This window comes from Jilunia laotingensis (assembly GCF_014385165.1).
GTDB classification, from domain to species: Bacteria; Bacteroidota; Bacteroidia; order Bacteroidales; family Bacteroidaceae; genus Bacteroides; species Bacteroides laotingensis.
In genome coordinates, this window is record NZ_JACRTF010000001.1 from 805,220 (window position 1) to 825,078 (window position 19,859).

Annotated in this window: 18 protein-coding genes; 5 read left to right on the forward strand and 13 right to left on the reverse strand. The window is 43.6% G+C overall.

All coding sequences use genetic code 11. From position 1 onward, the window contains the following. Positions 1–4: 4 nt before the first annotated feature. The gene (locus tag H8744_RS03280) at positions 5–1,402 is read left to right on the forward strand and encodes an alkaline phosphatase (protein ID WP_262433487.1); all 1,398 of its coding nucleotides are present in this window, start codon (positions 5–7) and stop codon (positions 1,400–1,402) included. A gap of 306 nt (positions 1,403–1,708) precedes the next feature. Here H8744_RS03280 and H8744_RS03285 read toward each other — a convergent pair whose 3' ends face one another. The 9 genes from H8744_RS03285 to H8744_RS03325 form a co-directional block, all read right to left on the reverse strand. After that, complete coding sequence (locus H8744_RS03285) at positions 1,709–2,473, reverse strand: UDP-2,3-diacylglucosamine diphosphatase (RefSeq protein WP_262433488.1); 765 nt, start codon at positions 2,471–2,473, stop codon at positions 1,709–1,711. A 50-nt stretch (positions 2,474–2,523) separates the two neighbouring features. Then, the gene (locus H8744_RS03290; RefSeq protein WP_262433489.1) at positions 2,524–2,835 is read right to left on the reverse strand and encodes an iron-sulfur cluster assembly protein; all 312 of its coding nucleotides are present in this window, start codon (positions 2,833–2,835) and stop codon (positions 2,524–2,526) included. Positions 2,836–2,877: 42 nt separating this feature from the next. Continuing rightward, positions 2,878–3,573, reverse strand: coding sequence for a RadC family protein (radC, locus tag H8744_RS03295; protein ID WP_262433490.1), 696 nt, complete (start codon positions 3,571–3,573; stop codon positions 2,878–2,880). A 90-nt stretch (positions 3,574–3,663) separates the two neighbouring features. After that, positions 3,664–4,653, reverse strand: a complete 990-nt coding sequence (locus H8744_RS03300) for a glycosyltransferase family 2 protein (protein WP_262433491.1) — start codon at positions 4,651–4,653, stop codon at positions 3,664–3,666. 109 nt (positions 4,654–4,762) lie between these two features. Further along, positions 4,763–5,959 carry an acetate kinase gene (locus H8744_RS03305; RefSeq protein ID WP_262433492.1) on the reverse strand — a complete coding sequence of 399 codons (1,197 nt, stop codon included), beginning with the start codon at positions 5,957–5,959 and terminating at the stop codon, positions 4,763–4,765. 19 nt (positions 5,960–5,978) lie between these two features. Then, positions 5,979–6,998, reverse strand: a complete 1,020-nt coding sequence (gene pta, locus H8744_RS03310; RefSeq protein WP_262433493.1) for a phosphate acetyltransferase — start codon at positions 6,996–6,998, stop codon at positions 5,979–5,981. 135 nt (positions 6,999–7,133) lie between these two features. Next, positions 7,134–8,690: a hypothetical protein gene (locus H8744_RS03315; RefSeq protein ID WP_262433494.1), complete on the reverse strand. Its 1,557-nt coding sequence runs from the start codon at positions 8,688–8,690 to the stop codon at positions 7,134–7,136. Positions 8,691–8,709: 19 nt separating this feature from the next. Next, complete coding sequence (locus H8744_RS03320; RefSeq protein ID WP_262433495.1) at positions 8,710–9,507, reverse strand: DUF4384 domain-containing protein; 798 nt, start codon at positions 9,505–9,507, stop codon at positions 8,710–8,712. A gap of 31 nt (positions 9,508–9,538) precedes the next feature. Further along, positions 9,539–10,222, reverse strand: coding sequence for a hypothetical protein (locus H8744_RS03325; protein WP_262433496.1), 684 nt, complete (start codon positions 10,220–10,222; stop codon positions 9,539–9,541). 207 nt (positions 10,223–10,429) lie between these two features. Here H8744_RS03325 and H8744_RS03330 point away from each other — a divergent pair, with 207 nt between their 5' ends. Genes H8744_RS03330 through H8744_RS03345 form a run of 4 tightly spaced genes read left to right on the forward strand, consistent with a single transcriptional unit; the run spans position 10,430 to position 13,487 of the window. Then, positions 10,430–10,768: a CidA/LrgA family protein gene (locus H8744_RS03330; RefSeq protein ID WP_262433497.1), complete on the forward strand. Its 339-nt coding sequence runs from the start codon at positions 10,430–10,432 to the stop codon at positions 10,766–10,768. Further along, a complete protein-coding gene (locus tag H8744_RS03335) occupies positions 10,765–11,460 on the forward strand; it encodes an LrgB family protein (protein ID WP_262433498.1) in 696 nt (231 codons plus the stop codon). Before H8744_RS03330 ends, H8744_RS03335 begins: the two co-directional genes overlap by 4 nt. 57 nt (positions 11,461–11,517) lie before the next feature. Beyond that, positions 11,518–12,435, forward strand: a complete 918-nt coding sequence (locus tag H8744_RS03340; RefSeq protein ID WP_262433499.1) for a DUF2156 domain-containing protein — start codon at positions 11,518–11,520, stop codon at positions 12,433–12,435. Positions 12,436–12,473: 38 nt separating this feature from the next. Beyond that, positions 12,474–13,487 carry a GNAT family N-acetyltransferase gene (locus tag H8744_RS03345; protein ID WP_262433500.1) on the forward strand — a complete coding sequence of 338 codons (1,014 nt, stop codon included), beginning with the start codon at positions 12,474–12,476 and terminating at the stop codon, positions 13,485–13,487. Positions 13,488–14,167: 680 nt separating this feature from the next. Here the strand turns inward: H8744_RS03345 and H8744_RS03350 are convergent. From H8744_RS03350 to H8744_RS03365, 4 genes are read right to left on the reverse strand one after another with little or no spacing between them, the layout of a single operon-like run. Next, the gene (locus H8744_RS03350) at positions 14,168–15,733 is read right to left on the reverse strand and encodes a sulfatase family protein (protein WP_262433501.1); all 1,566 of its coding nucleotides are present in this window, start codon (positions 15,731–15,733) and stop codon (positions 14,168–14,170) included. Between the two features lie 4 nt (positions 15,734–15,737). Beyond that, the gene (locus H8744_RS03355; RefSeq protein WP_262433502.1) at positions 15,738–17,312 is read right to left on the reverse strand and encodes an arylsulfatase; all 1,575 of its coding nucleotides are present in this window, start codon (positions 17,310–17,312) and stop codon (positions 15,738–15,740) included. A gap of 11 nt (positions 17,313–17,323) precedes the next feature. Continuing rightward, a complete protein-coding gene (locus H8744_RS03360; protein ID WP_262433503.1) occupies positions 17,324–18,001 on the reverse strand; it encodes a DUF3823 domain-containing protein in 678 nt (225 codons plus the stop codon). Between the two features lie 15 nt (positions 18,002–18,016). Further along, on the reverse strand, positions 18,017–19,852 hold the full coding sequence (locus H8744_RS03365; RefSeq protein ID WP_262433504.1) for a RagB/SusD family nutrient uptake outer membrane protein: 1,836 nt from the start codon (positions 19,850–19,852) through the stop codon (positions 18,017–18,019). Between the last annotated feature and the right edge of the window lie 7 nt (positions 19,853–19,859).

A 19,859-nucleotide genomic window follows, 5' to 3' on the forward strand; every position in this document is an offset into this window, starting at 1 on the left:
TCGCATGAAAAGATTAATGTATGTATTATGCTTTGTCTTGATTTCCATCGTAGCACATGGGCAAGCAAAGTATGTTTTCTATTTTATCGGAGACGGTATGGGGGTAAACCAGGTGAACGGTACGGAAATGTTCCGTGCAGAATTGCAAAACGGACGGATCGGAGTGGAACCACTCCTGTTTACACAGTTTCCGGTAGGCACTATGGCAAGCACCTTCTCTGCCACTAATTCGGTTACTGACTCATCGGCTGCAGGTACCGCCTTATCGACAGGTATTAAAACATACAATGGTGCCATAGGTATGAATGATCAGAAAGAACCTATCGAAACCGTAGCAGAGAAAGCGAAAAAGGCCGGAAAAAGAGTGGGCATCGCTACTAGCGTAAGTGTAGACCACGCCACACCTGCCGCCTTCTATGCTCATCAGCCCAATCGAAGCATGTATTATGAGATTGCTACCGACTTACCCAAAGCCGGTTTTGACTTCTATGCAGGGTCCGGATTCCTAAAACCGACTACAACAGCCGACAAGAAAGAAGCCCCCAGCATTTTCCCCATGTTCGAAGAAGCAGGATACACATTGGCACGTGGATACAATGACTATAAAGCCAAAGCTCCGAACGCGAAGAAAATGATTCTGATTCAGGAAGAAGGTGCAAACACAGGGTCACTGCCGTATGCAATCGACCGTCAGGAAAATGACCTGACTTTAGCCCAAATCACAGAAAGTGCCATCGACTTCCTGATGAAAGAGAAAAACAAGGGTTTCTTCCTAATGGTAGAAGGAGGTAAAATAGATTGGGCATGCCATGCAAATGATGCGGCTACAGTGTTCAATGAAGTGATGGATATGGACGCAGCCATTAAAGTCGCTTATGAGTTCTATAAGAAGCACCCGAAAGAAACTCTGATCGTAGTAACAGCCGATCATGAAACCGGTGGCATCGCGCTGGGTACAGGAGAATATGCTTTAAACCTGAAAGCACTCCAATACCAAAAACAATCAGCCGATGAACTTTCAACACAGATCAGCCAATTGAGAAAAGCCAAAAACAACAAGGTCACTTGGGAAGAAATGAAAGCTCTGTTAGCTGACAAGATGGGATTCTGGAGAGAAGTACCCATCTCTTGGGAACAGGAAAAGAAGCTTCGCGACGAGTTCGAAAAATCTTTTGTTCATAACAAAGTGGTGTTTGAAGAAAGTTTATACTCCAAAAGCGAACCAATGGCAGCACGCGCTAAAGAGGTAATGGACGAGATCGCCATGATCAGCTGGGCAAGCGGTAGCCATTCGGCAGGATATGTTCCGGTATTTGCCATCGGAGCCGGCGCTCATTTGTTCGGAGAGAAAATAGACAATATCGAAATCCCGAAACGAATTGCAAAAGCGGGAAAATACTAAAAGAAGGAAGAATTAAGAATCAAGGGGGAAGAAGCTATTTTCCTCAGTACTGCCCACGAGTTGGCATTGTCCACCTTTTGCATGGCACTGTTCCTTATTTTATTGTAAATGGAAAACTTCAGGATTCAGATTTTATACCTGAATCCTGTTTTCATATATGGTGACCTTCATTATTAGTTTTCTCCAGTCGGGCTTATTTGTAAAAAATATGCCAATATATGTAATGCCCCGTAAGATATATTCTTACGGGGCATTACATATATTAATATCACCTATCTCTTCTATATTTCTTCTTTCGCAATCCGGTCACAATTTCGTTTCCCCTTCCACATATTCCTCAAGAAACAGGTTTTCGCCATCGAAAACGGCATAAGAGAAGAAGTTAATCCAATCTCCGAGAATCAAGACACGGGCCGTCGCACTTAACATTAGGTCAAGTTCAATATGACGGTGCCCATAAATAAAGAAATTGATGTTCGGGTGATTCTTCAGATACTCTTTTGTATAGAGAACAAGATATTCCTTATTTTCACCCATGTAATCCGGTTCTTTACCATCGGCACGTTTCATACGGCTGTGCTTTGCCCATGTCAAACCAAGATCAACACTCCACCGGGGATGAAGATTAGAGAAAAGCGTCTGCAAAGTCTTACTGTGAAACATGCCACGCAAAAACTTGAACTTCTTATCGGGGTCTCCCAATCCATCACCATGTGCCAGATAGAACTCTTTCCCGTATATTTCGGTAGTCAATGGCTTACGGTGAATGATAACCCCACATTCCTTTGTTAAGTAATCGCCACACCATATATCATGGTTCCCGGTAAAGAAATGCACCTCCACTCCCATATCTGTCAATTCCGAAAGCTTTCCAAGGAAGCGGGTAAAGCCCTTGGGAACTACCAACTTAAATTCATACCAAAAATCAAACATATCGCCCAACAAATAGACAGCGGCAGCTTTGTGCTTAATACTATCGAGAAAATTCACCAGTCTTCGTTCCTGAGTACGCCCATGTTCAATAGCACGTGAGCCTAGATGGGCATCGGAAAGGAAATAGATGTTTTTCATTTCAATTATGAATTAGTAATTACAAAATATCAAACGGAATGTTTCTTTTCTCACAGGAATCCCAGTTCCAATTTAGCTTCCTCGCTCATCATGTCTTTGTCCCATTCCGGCTCAAAGACCAGATTGATAGTGGAAGAAGTGACTCCTTCTACCGACTCTACCCTTTGCCGGACATCTTCCATGATAAAATCGGCCGCTGGACAGTTAGGAGCCGTCAACGTCATATCTATGGATACTTCAAAAGTATCGGAAACATCAATCTTATAGATAAGTCCCAGATCGTATATGTTCACCGGTATCTCCGGATCGTACACAGTCTTGAGCATATCTACTATTTTCTCTTCTATTTCAAACTTAGTCATAAAAGTGAGTATTTATTTTTGCAAATATAAGAATAAAATCATTCAGACAAGTCCTTCGTCAGCAAAACTGTAGAACTTACCATCACAGATTATAACATGATCGATCAAATGAATGTTCATCGTATGAGCTGCATCCTGAATCTGTTTGGTCAGCGCCTTATCTTCCTGGCTGGGGCGATTACTGCCCGATGGATGATTATGAACGACAGCCATTCGAGTCGCACGTTTCAATATGGCTTCCCTAAGAAGGGTACGTACATCCACAAATGTCCCGGCAATCCCGCCTGTGCTGACACACACTTTATCAATCACCTTATTTGCCTGATTGAGCAATAACACCCAAAATTCTTCCAAAGGAAGATCGCACATCAAAGGATGGAACAATTCATAAATATCCTTGGAACAAGTGACGGCAGACCGTTCCATTGCTTGCTGGAGCTTACGACGCTTTCCCAATTCCAAAGCAGCCATAATAGTGACGCTTTTAGCTGGACCCAATCCCTTAAAACGAGCATAATCAGGAAGTTCCCATCGAGCCAGTTCGTTAAGGTCGTTATGGCAGTCTTTAAGCATTCGGCGCATTAGCTCCACGGCTGTTTCTTCCGTATTTCCCGATCCAATCAATATAGCCAGTAACTCCGCATCACTTAAAGCATCCGCTCCTTTACTCATCATTTTCTCACGTGGTCTGTCTTCCTCCGCCCATTGGTTAATATTAAGTTTCTGCCTGTCTTCCATGTTTATTATATTATAAGGTATAGTTGCACCGACCATAAGAACCGATTGCCTCCTCCTGAATAAGAGGTTTCTACTATTGATAAAAATCTGTTATTTATAAAAAGTCCTTTGGAAAGCTCCAAACTCACCGCGTTTCAAGATACAACGTTCCCACCAAGCTCTCCAGAAGCCCGTTCCATAACCGATAAGTTGTATAAATGAAGCAGCGACAGAATAGATGCCGATCCGCAGACTATGATTCCTACATGTAGAATCAATACAGACCAACAGAGCATACAGAACGATCGGAATCAGACTATACAGGCAGAAAAAGCTCCCGATTAAAAGCAGGACAACTCCTAATGTGAAGATGGCTGGAAGCAGATGTACTATTTTTAATGATTCCGGATATTTCTTATACAGATTAATACGGGCTATCCCCGAATTATGTACTTGTTTAAAGAATTTCTTAAGATCCGTACGCCGTTTGTGATAAACCCACGCTCCGGGAAATAGACGGCAACGATAGCCCCCTTTGAAAATACGGATACTGAAATCGATATCCTCTCCGAAACGCATTTTAGAGAATCCCCCTAAAACGTGATACACTTCGCGCTCTACGCCCATATTAAAGCTGCGGGGATAAAACTTATCCATCTTCTTTTTTCCACCCCGGATGCCACCGGTAGTAAAAAAAGAAGTCATAGAATAATTGATAGCCTTCTGGATATCGGTAAAAGAATCATGCGCCCTGTCAGGCCCCCCGAACGCATCGGCTGAGGAATCTTTTAATTCATTTTCAACCGAGTCCAGATATCCTTCCGGCAAAATACAATCCGAATCCAAAATAATGAGATACTCTCCCTGACTTCTCTCCGCACCATAATTCCTCGTTTGTCCCGGACCGGAATTAGGCTTCTGAAAGTATTTTATATCCAGACAATTCTTGTATTTATCAACCACCTCTCGGCAAGGAACCGAAGAACCATCTTCCACGACGATCACCTCAAAGTCTTTGAAATGCTGAGACATAAGGCTTTGCAACAGTTCATCCACTTCATCCGGACGATTATAGACAGGAATTATGACGGAATATCTCATATTTTTCTATTTTTCTATTCTACAGGCAAAGATAAGTGATTATTTTAATAACAGGACGGGACACCCCCGCAAAGGATGTCCCGTCCTATAAAATATTTCTTGTTTACGACTATTTACTTACAATATCCATTGTATCGGATGCAATCAGCAACTCTTCATCTGTAGGGATAACAACTACCTTCACCTTGGAATCATCCGTTGAGATAATGGCTTCTTCTCCACGAACTTTATTTCTTTCCGGATCAATCTTTATTCCCATGAATTCAAGGCCTTCGCATACCCCCGCACGACAAGATGCTTGGTTCTCACCTACGCCACCGGTAAAGAGAATCACATCAACTCCTCCTAATGCAGCAGCGTATGCACCAATGTATTTCTTAATGCGATAGAAATACATTTTCTCTGCGAGAATAGCTTTGGGATTACCAGCGGCAACAGCTGCTTCCAATTCGCGCATATCGCTGGACACACCCGAAACGCCTAATACTCCACTCTTCTTATTTAGCAAGTTGGACACCCCAGTGGTATTCAAGCCTTCCTTATCCATGATGAAAGTAACGGCACCCGGATCGATGTCACCGCTACGAGTACCCATCATCAAACCTTCCAACGGTGTCAAGCCCATGGTCGTGTCGATGCTCTTACCATCTTTTATGGCAGTGATAGAGCCACCATTACCAATATGGCAAGTGATCAACTTCAGCCCTTCCGGTTTGATGCCCAGAAATTCACATACACGCTGTGAGACGTAACGGTGGGAAGTTCCGTGGAAGCCATAACGACGCACACCGTATTTTTCATACAGGTCGTAAGGAACGGCATAAAGGTATGCATAATCCGGCATTGTCTGATGGAAAGCCGTATCAAACACACCTACCTGCGGGATATCCGGCAGAATAGCCGAAATAGCATTTACACCTTTCAGGTTTGCAGGATTGTGAAGCGGAGCCAGATCGTTACAAGCAGCAAAAGCTTCAAGCACTTCCTTATTCAGTAATACAGATTTGCTGAAACGTTCACCGCCATGTACCATACGGTGTCCGACGGCATTTATCTCGTTCAATGATTTGATGGCACCGTATTGCGGGTCTACCAATGTCTTAAGGATGAGTTCCACGCCTGCGGTATGCTCGGGAATGTCCTTTTCAATGATCTTCTTTTCACCGTTCGGTAGAGTCAGCTTCAAAAAGGAACCTTTCAGGCCGATTTTTTCGATACCACCTTGTGCAATTACCTCTTTACTGTCCATATCGAACAGTTTGTATTTGATTGACGAACTTCCACAGTTCAATACTAATATCTTCATTTCTATATCGAATTATAGGTTATTTCAACTTTTTAGCCGCAATAGCTTGATTGGCAGTAATAGCAATCATTCTGTAAACATCTTCAATGGAACAACCGCGTGAAAGATCGTTTACCGGACGGGCTATGCCTTGTAGAATCGGTCCAACAGCATCGGCATGTCCCAAACGCTGAACCAGTTTATAAGAAATATTACCGACTTCCAAACTCGGAACAATCAACACATTCGCCTGACCTGCGATGGGAGACCCCGGAGCTTTGCTCGCACCGACTTCAGGAACCAATGCTGCATCAGCCTGCAACTCGCCATCGATAGCCAGTGTAGGATCCAACTCCTTGGCAATCTTCAATGCTTCAACCACTTTATCCACAACTTCGTGCTTAGCCGAACCTTTGGTTGAGAAGCTTAATAAAGCAACCTTCGGTTCTTCTATTCCTGCAACAGCCTGAGCCGTACGAGCCGTACACACGGCTATCTGAGCCAATTGTTCAGCATCAGGCACAGGAGTTACGGCAACATCCCCCATAACGAGAATGCCATTCTTTCCGTATTCGGGAGCATGCGTCAGCAATAGCATCGCACCGGAAACTGTAGTAATGCCCGGAGTCGTTTTAATGATTTGGAGTGCAGGACGCAACACATCTCCTGTAGTATTACGCGCACCCGCCAACTGCCCGTCAGCATCATTGTTCTTAATGATAAGGCACCCCAAATACAAAGGATTACGCACCAATTTACGAGCCTCTTCGATAGTCATACCCTTCTTCTTACGCAACTCACATAAAAGCTGTGCATATTCTTCCATCTTCGGATGGTTTTCCGGATCGATGATGGTAGCTTTACTGATATTTCCCAATCCCCATTTGGCGGCAGCTTCTTCAATTTCCTTCGGATTTCCTATAAGAATAAGGTCTGCAACTTCATCTGTCAATATCTGATTGGCAGCTTTCAGGGTACGTTCTTCCGTTCCTTCGGGCAGAACAATGCGTTGGCGATCCGCTTTCGCACGCGCAACGATAGAGTTAATTAAATTGAGCATAAATATTTTAAAATATATGTATAGTCTGGTAGTAACGTGTCATTCACGTTGCAAAAGTACACAATATTGTAACATCTACATTGCAAAACGGGGCATAAATATGCCCCGAATATACAATTATTATAATATTTAACACTAATAGATTACCTGTGGAGCCACATCCTTAAATTGCTCCATACACATTCCGATGGTGGCACCGATATAGGTAGGGTCGCAAATAAGATACTTCGTCCCGTCATCCAATATGATATAGTCACCTGGAATCTCTTCAGTAAAGCGAACCGCTGAAGCAATATGGTTCGGATAATCCAGCAAAATGGCATCCAATCCTAACAAATCCTTTACTAAAGTAGCATACAGAATAGCCCGGTCTTCGCAATCGCAAGCGGGATAAAAGAAGTTCTCATCCAGAAAGAATGGCTTCTCGTAACCAAACTGATCACCATCCGTTTGGTACTCAAAACCCGTCTGAACAAATTCGATCAAGAGATTAGCCGCTTCACGTTGCGACTTTCCTTTGATTGCCTCTTTCAAAGGAGGGTACAAGGTTGCTTTCAGCTCCTCACTCATTGGCGTATGATAGTACACTGAAACATCACATTGGGGATAGTTTTTATAAAACTCCATCAGATTTCGATTGACCACCGTCTCTACTTTTACAGACCCGGAGGTAGGAGAAACAGTTTCTTGATATTCCGCCATATCAAATTTAGGAGCCGCATTAATAGCTAACGAGATGTAGTTTTTAGCATTGGCGAAATCTTGTTTATAAGTATATACTCCCATCCCCCCATTCTGCTTTTCAGCATTAAAAACATAATACTTCGTTCCTTCCAACATTATATAAGGTATGCCGTACAATGCACCAGCAGGAGCCACCATCAGTTTTAGCTTCCCATTGATTTTAGAAAGACGTACTTTGTAACCCGACTTATTCAAAATAAACATTTGCAGAAAAGCAATGTCATCTTTCTGTTGCTCACCGTAAAGCTGTTCTCCGATCTTTTGGGTAAACAACAAATACTCCCAGTCGCTCATATTCTTTTCTTCACGCAAGGTCATGCAATCCTTGATCAGTTGCTCATGATCCGCCTTGCACAACTTACTCCATGCATCCGCCACGTCTCCTTCGCGGTTGCCTGCAAGTGCCAAATTTTCTATTGCATCGGTAGCGACCTTCATCGGTGTACCATAAAAATTCACAGAACTCCGTTGAACCGGTCTTTCAGTAACAGGCACTTTCGGCATGTCTATTTTTACGGGAAGATAGGGATGTCCGGGAACATATACCCCCGGAGCAGGTTTATCTGTCATTACGGGCAGTTCCGGCTTCTTCACGTCTACAGGACGGCCCGCAATGGTAGGTTTTTCCATGTCCGGAATTTTAGGTGAGGCGGGCTTAATAGCCACCGGAGCCTGAGGTTTCTTTCCATCAAACACCGGTTGTTTCACAGGTTCCGGCCTAACCGGAGGTTCCAACGGATCAAACGCCTCAAACTTCGCCCAGGATTCTCTCAGGAAAGTTTCGAACTCTGCATCTGCCTTATTCTTGAATTCATTAAATTCTTCTTGCTGAGCTTTCTGGAAGGCATCGAAATCTTTCTCATAATCCACCTCCTGTCCCATAGCTGCCGGCAGAGATACAAACATCCCAGCTATAAAAAGAATAATATACTTCACCTTGTTATTCATCTGTACATTTTTTAGTCACTTATTTAATCAGTACCATCTCATAGAAAGCACACCGTTGGTTGGCAGGGATCGAATAAACCCATTTCAACACATTCTGATAGGTAACTGTATCCGTAAACGGGATATTTTCCTTGGTAGCTACCATCATCATGTTTATTTTTTCATTCTCCTTTCCCGGCTGCTTCTCCATCAGATAATCCACAGAATTACTGAAAGGTATATTATACTCATGCCCTGCTGTCAGCAACCTGTCAGCTTCATAGGCATTAGGATAGAGCAAAGATCCACCTGTGCTGTCAAACCAAAAAAACTTCAGATAAGAGTCCGCACCGTGTACCTTCAGACTGCAAGTAAACACGTCTCCTTCTTTATAAAGAGTTTCCACACCTTTCACTTCAAGTACATACGAGTTATCCGGTTTATCGTTCTTCCGCACGGTAGCATCTATTGTCACTACTTTGTAAAGGCTGCGGGAATTCACGTCCCATACCTCCTCCACCTTTTTATTAGTGACATTCACCATTCCGCCAATTGCCAACACACTCATTTGCGAATAGGCTTCATGAAATTCCTGTCCGTCTTCCTGAGTTATTTGCCCGAATACAGACCAGACATTCTCCATCACGCCTGCTTTCTGCAAGGCGGCTTTCTTCGCTTCCATGAATGCGCGTTCCTCGGCTTGCTTCAAAGTGATCTCCTCACTGACCTGCCAACGCCCTTGCACGCCTTTTACTTTCACGATATCCTGCGCACAAAGAGTATTGGCAGCCATCAGTAATAAAATGACGATGGCGCCAGATATCCCTTTTATTTTCATTCAGTTTGTTTTATTCTATATTATATCCTGATTAATAGCCGAGTTTATCCAATTCTTTGGCCAAATCTTCCGATTTCTTTGCCAACTCGGAACGTAAGGCATTGATAGCAGCTTTATTGGCAGCTTCCATGCTATAGCCTAAAGTAACCATTACTTCCACGTTTTTGTTTGGCAAAGTGCGATACACTTCAACCAATGGAATCACGCGTCCTAAAGTTGCAGAAATAACGCTTTTACTGGCACCTACCACGCTCGAAAGGCTGGCAGCTTCTTCCTGTCCCATATCGTCATTTGCCACTTTTGCTTCAATGAGTTGTGATACTTTCGTCTGAATCTGCCCGGCAAGGTCTATTTTAGCAGCGTTTGTTGCCTGCAATGCAGCTGAAGACTGATTACCGCCCACAGCTCTAGAAGAGGCTATATACCAGAACGGTGTTCCGTCCGGAGTCATTTCGGCTTGTTTCTGCCATGCATTTTCAAGCTGTTTGTCTAAAGGCAATTTCCCGACAGGCGTCTTAAATCCCTCTTTAGTCAGTTTTTTTGCTTCTTTACGCGCATCTTTAATCGCTTTCTTTTGGAGATCTTTGTTTAGAATTTTTTCTTGTTTTGCTAACTTTTTGTAGTCATCTTTGGTTGCTTTCTCCTGAGCAAATGAACTTACAGAAATCATCATAGCTAACGCTGTAAAAGCGCTGATTAATAAACCTTTCTTCATATTCGTTTTGTTTTAACGGTTAATGTTCATACTTTGGTTAATTCGTTGTCTTTTGCAAAAATATATATATTTTTATTCCTATCTCTTTTTTAATTGTTTTTTTTTAGAAAATAGAGGATTAAAATAAATTCTTCACGGTAATCCGTTACAACTCTATAAGTTATTTAATAACTTTGCACCGTTTTCAAATTCAATAGGTATAAAAGTATGATACGTCAGTGCGCCATTTTATTTGGCTGTTTGGCTTTGGGTGAATTGATTGTTTTTCTCACAGGGATCAAACTTCCTTCCAGCATCATAGGGATGCTATTGCTCACCCTCTTTCTTAAATTAGGTTGGATCAAACTGCAATGGGTGCAGGGCATGTCCGATTTCCTGGTTGCTAACCTAGGATTCTTCTTTATTCCCCCCGGAGTTGCCTTAATGCTCTATTTCGACATCATTGCGGCACAGTTTTGGCCAATTGTTATTGCCACCCTTGTCAGCACCGTCTTGGTTCTCGTTGTCACCGGATGGGTTCATCAATTAGCACGTAAAATCAAATGAGTTATTTAGAAAATGAATTTTTCCTGTTGGCTATTACCTTCGGGATTTTTTTCTTTGCAAAGTTGCTTCAGAAGAAGACGGGATTACTGTTGTTGAATCCTATATTATTGACGATTGCCATTCTTATTATTTTCCTGAAGGTAACTCATATCAGTTATGAGACTTATAATAAAGGCGGTCATCTGATAGAATTCTGGCTCAAGCCTGCCGTGGTTGCATTGGGCGTACCGCTTTATCTGCAACTGGAAACGATCAAAAAGCAATTGCTTCCCATTCTGCTTTCTCAACTGGCGGGATGTATCGTCGGAGTCGTCTCCGTGGTGTTGATAGCCAAACTCATGGGGGCTTCCAAAGAGGTGATTCTCTCGCTAGCTCCCAAGTCCGTCACAACTCCCATTGCCATGGAAGTAACGAAAACATTGGGAGGCATCCCTTCCTTGACTGCAGCAGTGGTGGTCTGCGTAGGGCTATTGGGGGCCATACTCGGTTTCAAGACAATGAAACTGATGCATGTCGGCAGCCCCATTGCACAAGGGCTCTCCATGGGAACCGCAGCTCATGCGGTAGGCACCTCGACAGCGATGGACATCAGCAGTAAATACGGAGCCTATGCCAGCCTGGGATTAACGCTAAACGGCATATTCACAGCTTTATTGACTCCTACTATCCTTCGTTTATTAGGCTTCTTCTAACAAAAAAGGCAGTTAATTGTTATATATAAAAAGACCACTAAAAGAAAAGTATACTTTATGATAGAATTTAAAGATATCACTATCAAAGATAAAGATATCATTACCGCCTACACGATGAACAGTAATCGCAGGAATTGTGATTTATCTTTCTCTAATCTCTGTAGCTGGAGATTTTTATACCATACCAAATATGCCATTATCGATAACTTTCTTGCTTTTAAATTCTGGGCGGGAGACGAACTGGCTTATATGATGCCCGTAGGTGAAGGAAATGTAAAACCAGTCCTGAAAGCACTTATCGAAGACGCATCCCAAGAGAATCAGCCATTCTGCATGCTGGGAGTATGTTCATGCATGCGTGAAGAGCTGGAGAGCATCTTTCCGGGACAATTCATTTTTACAGCCGACAGGGATTATGCCGACTACATTTATCTACGGAGTGACCTTGCCACATTGAAAGGTAAGAAATTTCAAGCGAAACGGAATCACATTAACAAATTCCGCAACACCTATGGTAATTATGAATATGCACCCATCACTCCCGACCGCATATCGGAATGCCTCGAGCTGGAAGCTGAATGGTGTAAAGCAAACAACTGCGATAAACAAGAAGGCACGGGGAATGAACGCCGGGCATTGGTTTATGCCCTGCATCACTTTGAAGAATTGGGACTGACCGGTGGCATATTGCATGCCAATGGTAAGATCGTTGCATTTACGTTCGGTATGCCTATCAACAAGGATACATTCGGGGTACATGTCGAAAAGGCGGATACCAATATTGACGGAGCTTATGCCATGATTAATTATGAGTTTGCCAATCACATCCCTGAACAGTACACTTACATCAACCGGGAAGAAGATTTAGGAATCGAAGGCTTGCGAAAAGCAAAACTGTCCTATCAGCCGACGATTATTCTGGAAAAATATATGGCTTGCCTCAAAAATGAGCCGTTGGATATGATAAAATGGTAAACAGATAGAATTACCGCATTAAAAGGATTGGATATACAATGATCAAGGATAAGGTAAAAACACTATGGGAGCTTTGTTTTGACGACAGCCAGGCGTTCATCGACCTGTATTTTCGTCTGCGTTATAAAGATGAAATAACTATGACCATCCAGGATGGCGAAGAAGTTGTTTCAGCACTTCAGATGATTCCTTATCCCATGACCTTTTGCGATAAAGAGATTCGGACATCTTACATATCGGGTGCATGCACCCATCCCGACCATCGCGGCAACGGAGCGATGCGCGAATTACTTTCACAGGCTTTTGAACGGATGACAAATGAAGGAGTCATGCTTAGCACATTGATACCGGCAGAGCCTTGGTTATTCGATTATTATGCGCGTTTGGGATACGTTCCAGTCTTCCGTCATTCTTTACAACAAGTGTCTGATGCCGGAACTACAGACGAAGAAGTCGTGATCCGGAAAGTAAGCGATTACGATCCGGAAGCCTACCGATATTTAAATCATAAAATGCATGAGCGTCCCTGCTGCATACAGCATACTTCCGATGATTTCAAAGTGATACTTGCCGATGCTGCTGTCAGTGGCGGATCAGTGTACATAGCGTCCGTCGGGAACAGTATTGTCGGCTTAGCCGTCACTTATCTGAGAGAAAGCGGCTTGTATATCAATGAACTTTTCTCCGATAGCCCGAAGGTAAAAGCCGGACTACTTCATCATATCGCATTCGAGAACACCACTCAAAAGGGTATGTTTTTCATCACTCCTCCTGCCTTGGGCGCAGAACAATCCGTGCTGGGAATGGCTCGTATTATCGATGCGCTTGGTTTCCTACAACTTTATGCAGCGTACTATCCTGAAAAAGAGATGAGCATTGAATTAACGGACAAATACCTTTCTGTAAACAACGGTTATTATTATCTCAATAAAGGAAAATGTACACATAGCAAACAACGGCTTTCAGATTCCCCGCTCAAATTAACCATAAGCGAATTAGGGGAATTATTACTGGCACCGATGCAGCCCTATATGAGTTTGATGTTAAATTAGCATTTCTAACATAGGCAAGAGCCTACTTTCTTTTTGAAAGTGAAGTTCGAGAATACCAAGCAATGGGATAGCATTTTACTTCTATGGCTAACCAACTTTTTTTCATAATCATGGAAATAGCACGGTGGAAGCCCGTTTTATGAGTCAAAACACAACAAAACACAGGTTAAACAACCTCATTTAGCAAATGAAATAACCATATTCGGCAAATGGAATAACCATTTCCAACGGATGAAACAATAATAACCAGCAGATAAAGTAACCATATCCTGTAGATTGAATAGCAATAACTAGCAAATAGGAGTATAATTGGACGGAAAAGATGCCTTTTTATCCTTCTTTTTTCTCTATCTCGTCATATCCGGTGAAACTTCCACAAGTGACAGAATAAAGCGATAACAAGCTAAAGTAGATCACAAAGAAAGAATAATAAAAGATAGCAAGCATTATGCAACCCCTTCCATCCTTTAAGTAAAAAAGTGAAAAGTGCTAATCGTCTTAGATTCCGTTCTTCTCAATCATGCTTCCCATTGCCCCGAAATATCGCATCCCTGAAGGATAAGAAAAACGTTTTGTCAAAATGAATAGTCATTGAATTCAACCTGACAAAAAGAAGCGGAATCTGCACGCACATACATGCAGAGTTCCGCTTCCGTTCAATTAAATCAATTATGAATTATCTACTTATTCTCCTGCATAAAATGATAATTATAAGGATTACGTTTGAAATGATACCGGTTCCTTGGAACGGGAAGCGGATCTTGCAAACGCAATTCCCAAGTCATCAGTTCCTCCAACATTTCCATTTGCTTAGCCGCAAATTTCTTGTTATTATAAAGGTTGTTGATTTCGGATGGGTCTTGTTTCAAATTATACAATTCACCTCGTCCGTAATTATCCAACACTAACTTCCAATCGTCTTTGCGAACCATTCTTTCCGTGCCACTCTGCGTCCAAGTGTTCAATTCGTCGAAAAAGGCAATCTTTTTAGGTTGCAAAGCCCCTTCTTCCTGAAAGGTCAGCGGTTCTTTACGGGTAAAATCCTCACCTCCGAATCCCTGTTGAACCATCACACTGGCAAATTCCTTCTTCGGATAAGACTCTCCGTTAAGCATCGGCCAAAGACTTCTGCCTTGCACGCCCAAAGGTATTTCTGCTCCGATGGCAGAGCATATCGTTGGAAATACATCTGCCAAAGAAACATGTGCGTCCATCGGTTTAGACTGAGGCTTAATGCCCTGTCCCGCCCAAACCATCGGAATACGAGTCAGGCACTCGGGTACACCCGCACCCTTGCGAATCAGTCCATATTCACCGCAATAGTCTCCGTGATCGGACAAGATAACAAAGATCGTATTGTCATATAGCCCCGTAGCGACAAAGCCCTCAATTAGACGTTTCACCTGATCATCGATCAAGCGGAGCATCCCCAGATAATTACCACGCAAGCGGGGAAGATCCTGTTGCAGGTTCGGACAAGACGCGTCTTCCAATTCGGCAAGGATTTCATACTTCTCTCCTTTTTTAGACAAGTCCTTGCGGCTGGTCAATGTCGGAGGAAGCTTATCGGGCGAAAACATGGAAAAATATGGTTCGGAAATCTGGTAAGGATTATGCGGTTCGGGCATAGATACCCACATAAAGAAGGGAGCATCCTTCTGCTGTTCGACCCAAGCCAGCGCTTTCGTTACGATCTTTACCGGGTTCTGGGCTTCCACGGGGAAAGGAGTAGCTTCCAGGTACTGCCCTCTTGCATCTTCGTTCAGGAACCGGGCAAAGTCCTTATCCTGTTGGGTATCTTTCCGATTCTTCCCCCAATGAAAATAGCCGTCGCAATAGTCAAAATCAGTGTCTTTGACATGGGCATGGTTTTTACCGACCAAAGCCGTCTTATAGCCATTTTCTTTAAATACCTCCAGCATGTCCTTTGTATAATAGGTGTCTCCCAAATTGTGGTTGGTACGTACATGGGTAGCTGTCGGATAGCGTCCCGTAAACATGGAACAACGAGCAGGTATACTCGCCGGTGCTACCGTATAAGCCTTGTCAAACCACACGTTCCGGTGAGCCAATGAATCGGCAAAAGGAGTCACAGCCATCGGAAAGCCCTCCCTACCACACAGGTCGGCACGCTGCTGATCGGTCATAATGATCACAATGTTAGGCTTCGATGTTTGAGCCATAGCAGGGACCACTGTCAGTGCCCCTGCAAGTGCCGGTAATGCTGAAATTAACTTATTATTCATCAGATTATTTGCTTTTGGGATAAACATAATGAGTATCGGCCCATTCCTTCCATTTATCGGTCATCTGCTTCAGTATCTTCGGCTCTTCCCTTGATAGATCAACCCGTTCGGTACGGTCTTTATCGAGATTGAAAAGTTCCCAATTCTTAGAAGCTTGATCCTTTACCGCTTTCCAATTTTTCCACCACACGACACAATTGTCAAAGTGTTCGCCAAATATGTATTCGTGCAGTTCCACATCCGGATTGGTCAGAATGGGAAACATGCTTGTGCCTACCAACGGGATGATTTCATTTCCACCGTGATAAGTCTTGGGATAAGTGGCTCCGGAAGCATCGATGAAGGTTGCCATAATATCGGGTAGAAAAGCCCTAGTATGTCTTAGCTCTCCGTCATATTCAGCATACTTTTCCGGCCAGGAAATAATCAACGGAGTAGAAGTGCCGCCTTCATAGGCCCTTACTTTATATTTACGATAAGGAGTATTACTTACTTGTGCCCACGGTAAACCATAGGAAGGCTTGACCCATTCATCGGGATCATTTATCATGTCGACCGTTCCGAAACCTTTCTCCCGGTGGGGTTCGGCACAGGCTCCATTATCCGACAGGAAGATAACCAATGTGTTCTCCGCTTCCCCTTTTTCTTTCAGATAATTCAAAAGCCGGCCTACATTATAATCCATACAATGTACCTGAGCAGCATAAACAGCCATTCGTCTGTCCAGTTCTATCTGCTCTTCTTCAGTCAACTCGTCCCACTGACGGCCTTCCCACTGGGCAAGCCCCCAACTCTTATCGATAAGCCCCATCTTAATCATCCGTTTCATACGGGCTTCCCGGATTTTTTGCCACCCCTTCCGGTACTTGCCTACAAACTTATCAATGTCTGCCTGTTTCGCATGCAACGGCCAGTGAGGAGCATTATAAGCCAAATAAAGGAAATACGGTTTTCCATCCTTCGGCCGTTCGTCAACAAACTTCAAAGCATAATCCGTAAATGCATCCGTGGTATAATACGGCTGGTCAGGCGGTGGTAATTGCTGGTTATCCAAAGTAAGATTACGGTCGCCATGAGGACGCAGGTAGCTGGATGCCCCCGACAGTATCCCATAGAAATGGTCGAACCCACGCTGCAATGGCCATTTCTCCTGACCATGCATACCAACATGCCATTTACCGGCCATGTAAGTATGGTATCCCGCCTCTTTCAGTACCTCCGCCATTGTTACGCAATTACGGTTCAGGAACCCCATATATCCATGCACACCGTGATCTTCAGCAGAATGAGGGTCTTCGGACATCATTCCGATACCCGCCTGCTGCGGGTATAATCCGGTTAGCAGACTGGCACGTGACGGACAGGAACGTCCCGTATTGCAGAAATGCGTAAAACGTACTCCCTGCTTTGCTAGATTATCGAGGTTCGGAGTGGGAATTTCCCCTCCGTAACACCCCAAATCGGAATAGCCCATATCGTCCACCATAATCAACACGATATTGGGTTGTTTGCCTTGTTGTGCCATTGCTGTCATCGACAGCAATGTGGCAGTTCCCAACAATAATGATCTTCTTTTCATCGTCTTTTATTTCATTTAAGTCTGAATACCTGGGAATAGATCGCCTGGTCAGCGCCCTGTGGCTTCACTCCAATCCGCCCATACAAAGCTTTGGCAGCCTTCACATTTGCATTGGAAGATACGTCCAACGAGAAGTCGACTTTACCGGCAGTCACATTCGCCTTATTTTGTCGCGCTATATTCGTAGCTTCATCCACAAATGAAGTTTTACTAACCAGAAGCATAGCCTGACCGATTTTGGCTCCGTCCACTATCTGATTGACATTGCAGGTGGCAGCAACGATATTGTCAGTCATTGTTATATCCTCCTCCGTAATCATAAAGTAAGGAGTAACTTTCACTTCACAATCAGTAGTGCCCTTGACAGTTACATAGATCGTATCGCGGTTATTCACCCAAGGACCGTTTTTATCTTTTGTGACCAGTTTATATTCACCATCGAACAAAACAGCTTGAAATTCTCCATCTTGACCGGCATAAACCGTAATAGGATCGTGTTTGTCGTATCCGTCTTGATAGAGCTGTAACTGGATACCTCCATTTGTACCTTTCAACCGGACTGTCTGCCCTTCATAAGTGATCGCCCCCTTCAATACAGACTTTGGTTCATCATAGTTATCAAAGCCGCAACTTGTCATAAAGCATACGAACACCGACAAAATTAAATAAAAAAATATCTTTCTCATCATTCTATAGTCATTAAATTATTGATATGGGTTCTTTACCAAAAGCTGATTCTTATTAAGCCATGAATTATCGAAGAAATTATAATAGTTTCTCAACTCAAAATGTCTGGGATAGGGTGCCATATTCGCCTTTATCTTTTCGAACACCCATTTCTGGTCATTATCCGCCCCCGGATTGTTGATCTGATAAGGAAATAATGCATAAAGTTGCGCATTGGGATCGTCATTCACTCCGTTCCATATTTTGTCTGCCAAGCGCCAACGTTTCAAATCCCAGTAACGATGGTCTTCCATAGCAAACTCTACCCGGCACTCGCGAACGATATCATCAAAAGTCATTTCCGTCAACTGGCTGATACCGGCACGCTCGCGTACCTTATTAATATATACCAACGGACTGTCTTCACCCGTCTTTCCAAGTTCAAAAGCAGCCTCACAAGCAATCATATAAGCCTCGGAGATGCGGAAACGAGGAAACCAGATAGCACTTTTCCGAGCATTAGTAGCGGCAGCAAGGTCTTCATCCAAGAATTTACGAAAGAAGAAACCGGATTTATTCACCAGATTTTCATTGTTGGCTACAGGACCGTTAATAGAGGTAAGTATGCGGTTATCGCTATCCACTGATCCCACCTTACCGGTCTTAGTTACCCATTTATTGTTCTCCCATACTTTCTGACCAGCCTGCAGAGTCACTTCGCTTCCGCGGAACTCCGCCCCCGGATAAATGACCGTGCCCCACAAACGTGCATCCTTATTAGCAAAAGCATCTTCCGGGTTGTCATACATAATGAAATTACCCGCCTCATCCTTGATTCTGATCTTCCCATCACGATCGTCCTTATATTCAAATTCTTCTACCAGATTCAACACGGGCCCGGCAAAGCAACGTTCCGGGTCCACCGCATGGGATGCCGGGATGTTCCTGAATGTAAAGAGATGGGTAGACCCGGGATAGGCATAGTCTCTCGCCCAAATCACTTCCTTGTTATTATCTTTAATGCAGACGGCTTCATAAAAGTTTCGCCCGAGATCTTTCGGATCAGAAGGCGTGATGTCATACTTTTTGGAGGCAATCACTTCCTTCGCAGCCGCGAACGCCGTTTCATAATATCCGGCAGCCTTTTCCGCAGGAATTCCTACTTCCCCTCCGGTAGTCACAATAGGGGCAGCCATCTTATTATTGTAATTCGCCAACGATCCGGCATAGATTGCAGCCCGGGCCTTCAACATCAAAGCAGCCCACTTGGTGGCACGAGCAGCATTTATAGAGGGGGTCTCCGGCAAATAGCCTGCAACATCCGAACATTCGCTGATAATGTAATCATACACTTCGTATTCTTTGGAACGAGGCACCTGAAGAGTTAGGACATCTGTGCTACCGCTATATTCAAAAACCTGATCATAAACGATTGGCACTCCCCCCAGTCCGCGGCACATATTGAAATAGACCCATGCTCTGATAAAACGGGCTTCGCCCTCAAACTCATTTCTTTCCGTTTCCGACAAAGCACTGGATGCACGCAGTCCTTCCAAAAACTGGTTAATACTACGAATCAATTTATAATTGTAAACCCTCCACTGGTCATTCCCGTACGATTGCATATTGTCGGGGGCACCGGATGTCAGACAAGCATCGTCTACTTTAGTAAAAGTATTGAGATCCGAGAAGTCCTGTCCCCAACCATCCATTCCGCCATAAAAGTTTGCCAGAATAGACTTTACCATTTTGGCATCACTAAATACCTGATCGTCGGTCAATATCTGGTCGGGATTACGTTCAAGAAAATCGTCACAGGACGACCCGAACAGAGACCAGACAAATAAGATAGAAATTATCCAATATTTATTCATATTCTTC

Bases quoted from the DNA above. Each gene is read 5' to 3' on its own strand.
- H8744_RS03280 (WP_262433487.1), top strand. From the start codon at position 5: ATGAAAAGATTAATGTATGTATTATGCTTTGTCTTGATTTCCATCGTA.
- H8744_RS03285 (WP_262433488.1), bottom strand. From the start codon at position 2,473: ATGAAAAACATCTATTTCCTTTCCGATGCCCATCTAGGCTCACGTGCT.
- H8744_RS03290 (WP_262433489.1), bottom strand. From the start codon at position 2,835: ATGACTAAGTTTGAAATAGAAGAGAAAATAGTAGATATGCTCAAGACT.
- radC (WP_262433490.1), bottom strand. From the start codon at position 3,573: ATGGAAGACAGGCAGAAACTTAATATTAACCAATGGGCGGAGGAAGAC.
- H8744_RS03300 (WP_262433491.1), bottom strand. From the start codon at position 4,653: ATGAGATATTCCGTCATAATTCCTGTCTATAATCGTCCGGATGAAGTG.
- H8744_RS03305 (WP_262433492.1), bottom strand. From the start codon at position 5,959: ATGAAGATATTAGTATTGAACTGTGGAAGTTCGTCAATCAAATACAAA.
- pta (WP_262433493.1), bottom strand. From the start codon at position 6,998: ATGCTCAATTTAATTAACTCTATCGTTGCGCGTGCGAAAGCGGATCGC.
- H8744_RS03315 (WP_262433494.1), bottom strand. From the start codon at position 8,690: ATGAATAACAAGGTGAAGTATATTATTCTTTTTATAGCTGGGATGTTT.
- H8744_RS03320 (WP_262433495.1), bottom strand. From the start codon at position 9,507: ATGAAAATAAAAGGGATATCTGGCGCCATCGTCATTTTATTACTGATG.
- H8744_RS03325 (WP_262433496.1), bottom strand. From the start codon at position 10,222: ATGAAGAAAGGTTTATTAATCAGCGCTTTTACAGCGTTAGCTATGATG.
- H8744_RS03330 (WP_262433497.1), top strand. From the start codon at position 10,430: ATGATACGTCAGTGCGCCATTTTATTTGGCTGTTTGGCTTTGGGTGAA.
- H8744_RS03335 (WP_262433498.1), top strand. From the start codon at position 10,765: ATGAGTTATTTAGAAAATGAATTTTTCCTGTTGGCTATTACCTTCGGG.
- H8744_RS03340 (WP_262433499.1), top strand. From the start codon at position 11,518: ATGATAGAATTTAAAGATATCACTATCAAAGATAAAGATATCATTACC.
- H8744_RS03345 (WP_262433500.1), top strand. From the start codon at position 12,474: ATGATCAAGGATAAGGTAAAAACACTATGGGAGCTTTGTTTTGACGAC.
- H8744_RS03350 (WP_262433501.1), bottom strand. From the start codon at position 15,733: ATGAATAATAAGTTAATTTCAGCATTACCGGCACTTGCAGGGGCACTG.
- H8744_RS03355 (WP_262433502.1), bottom strand. From the start codon at position 17,312: ATGAAAAGAAGATCATTATTGTTGGGAACTGCCACATTGCTGTCGATG.
- H8744_RS03360 (WP_262433503.1), bottom strand. From the start codon at position 18,001: ATGATGAGAAAGATATTTTTTTATTTAATTTTGTCGGTGTTCGTATGC.
- H8744_RS03365 (WP_262433504.1), bottom strand. From the start codon at position 19,852: ATGAATAAATATTGGATAATTTCTATCTTATTTGTCTGGTCTCTGTTC.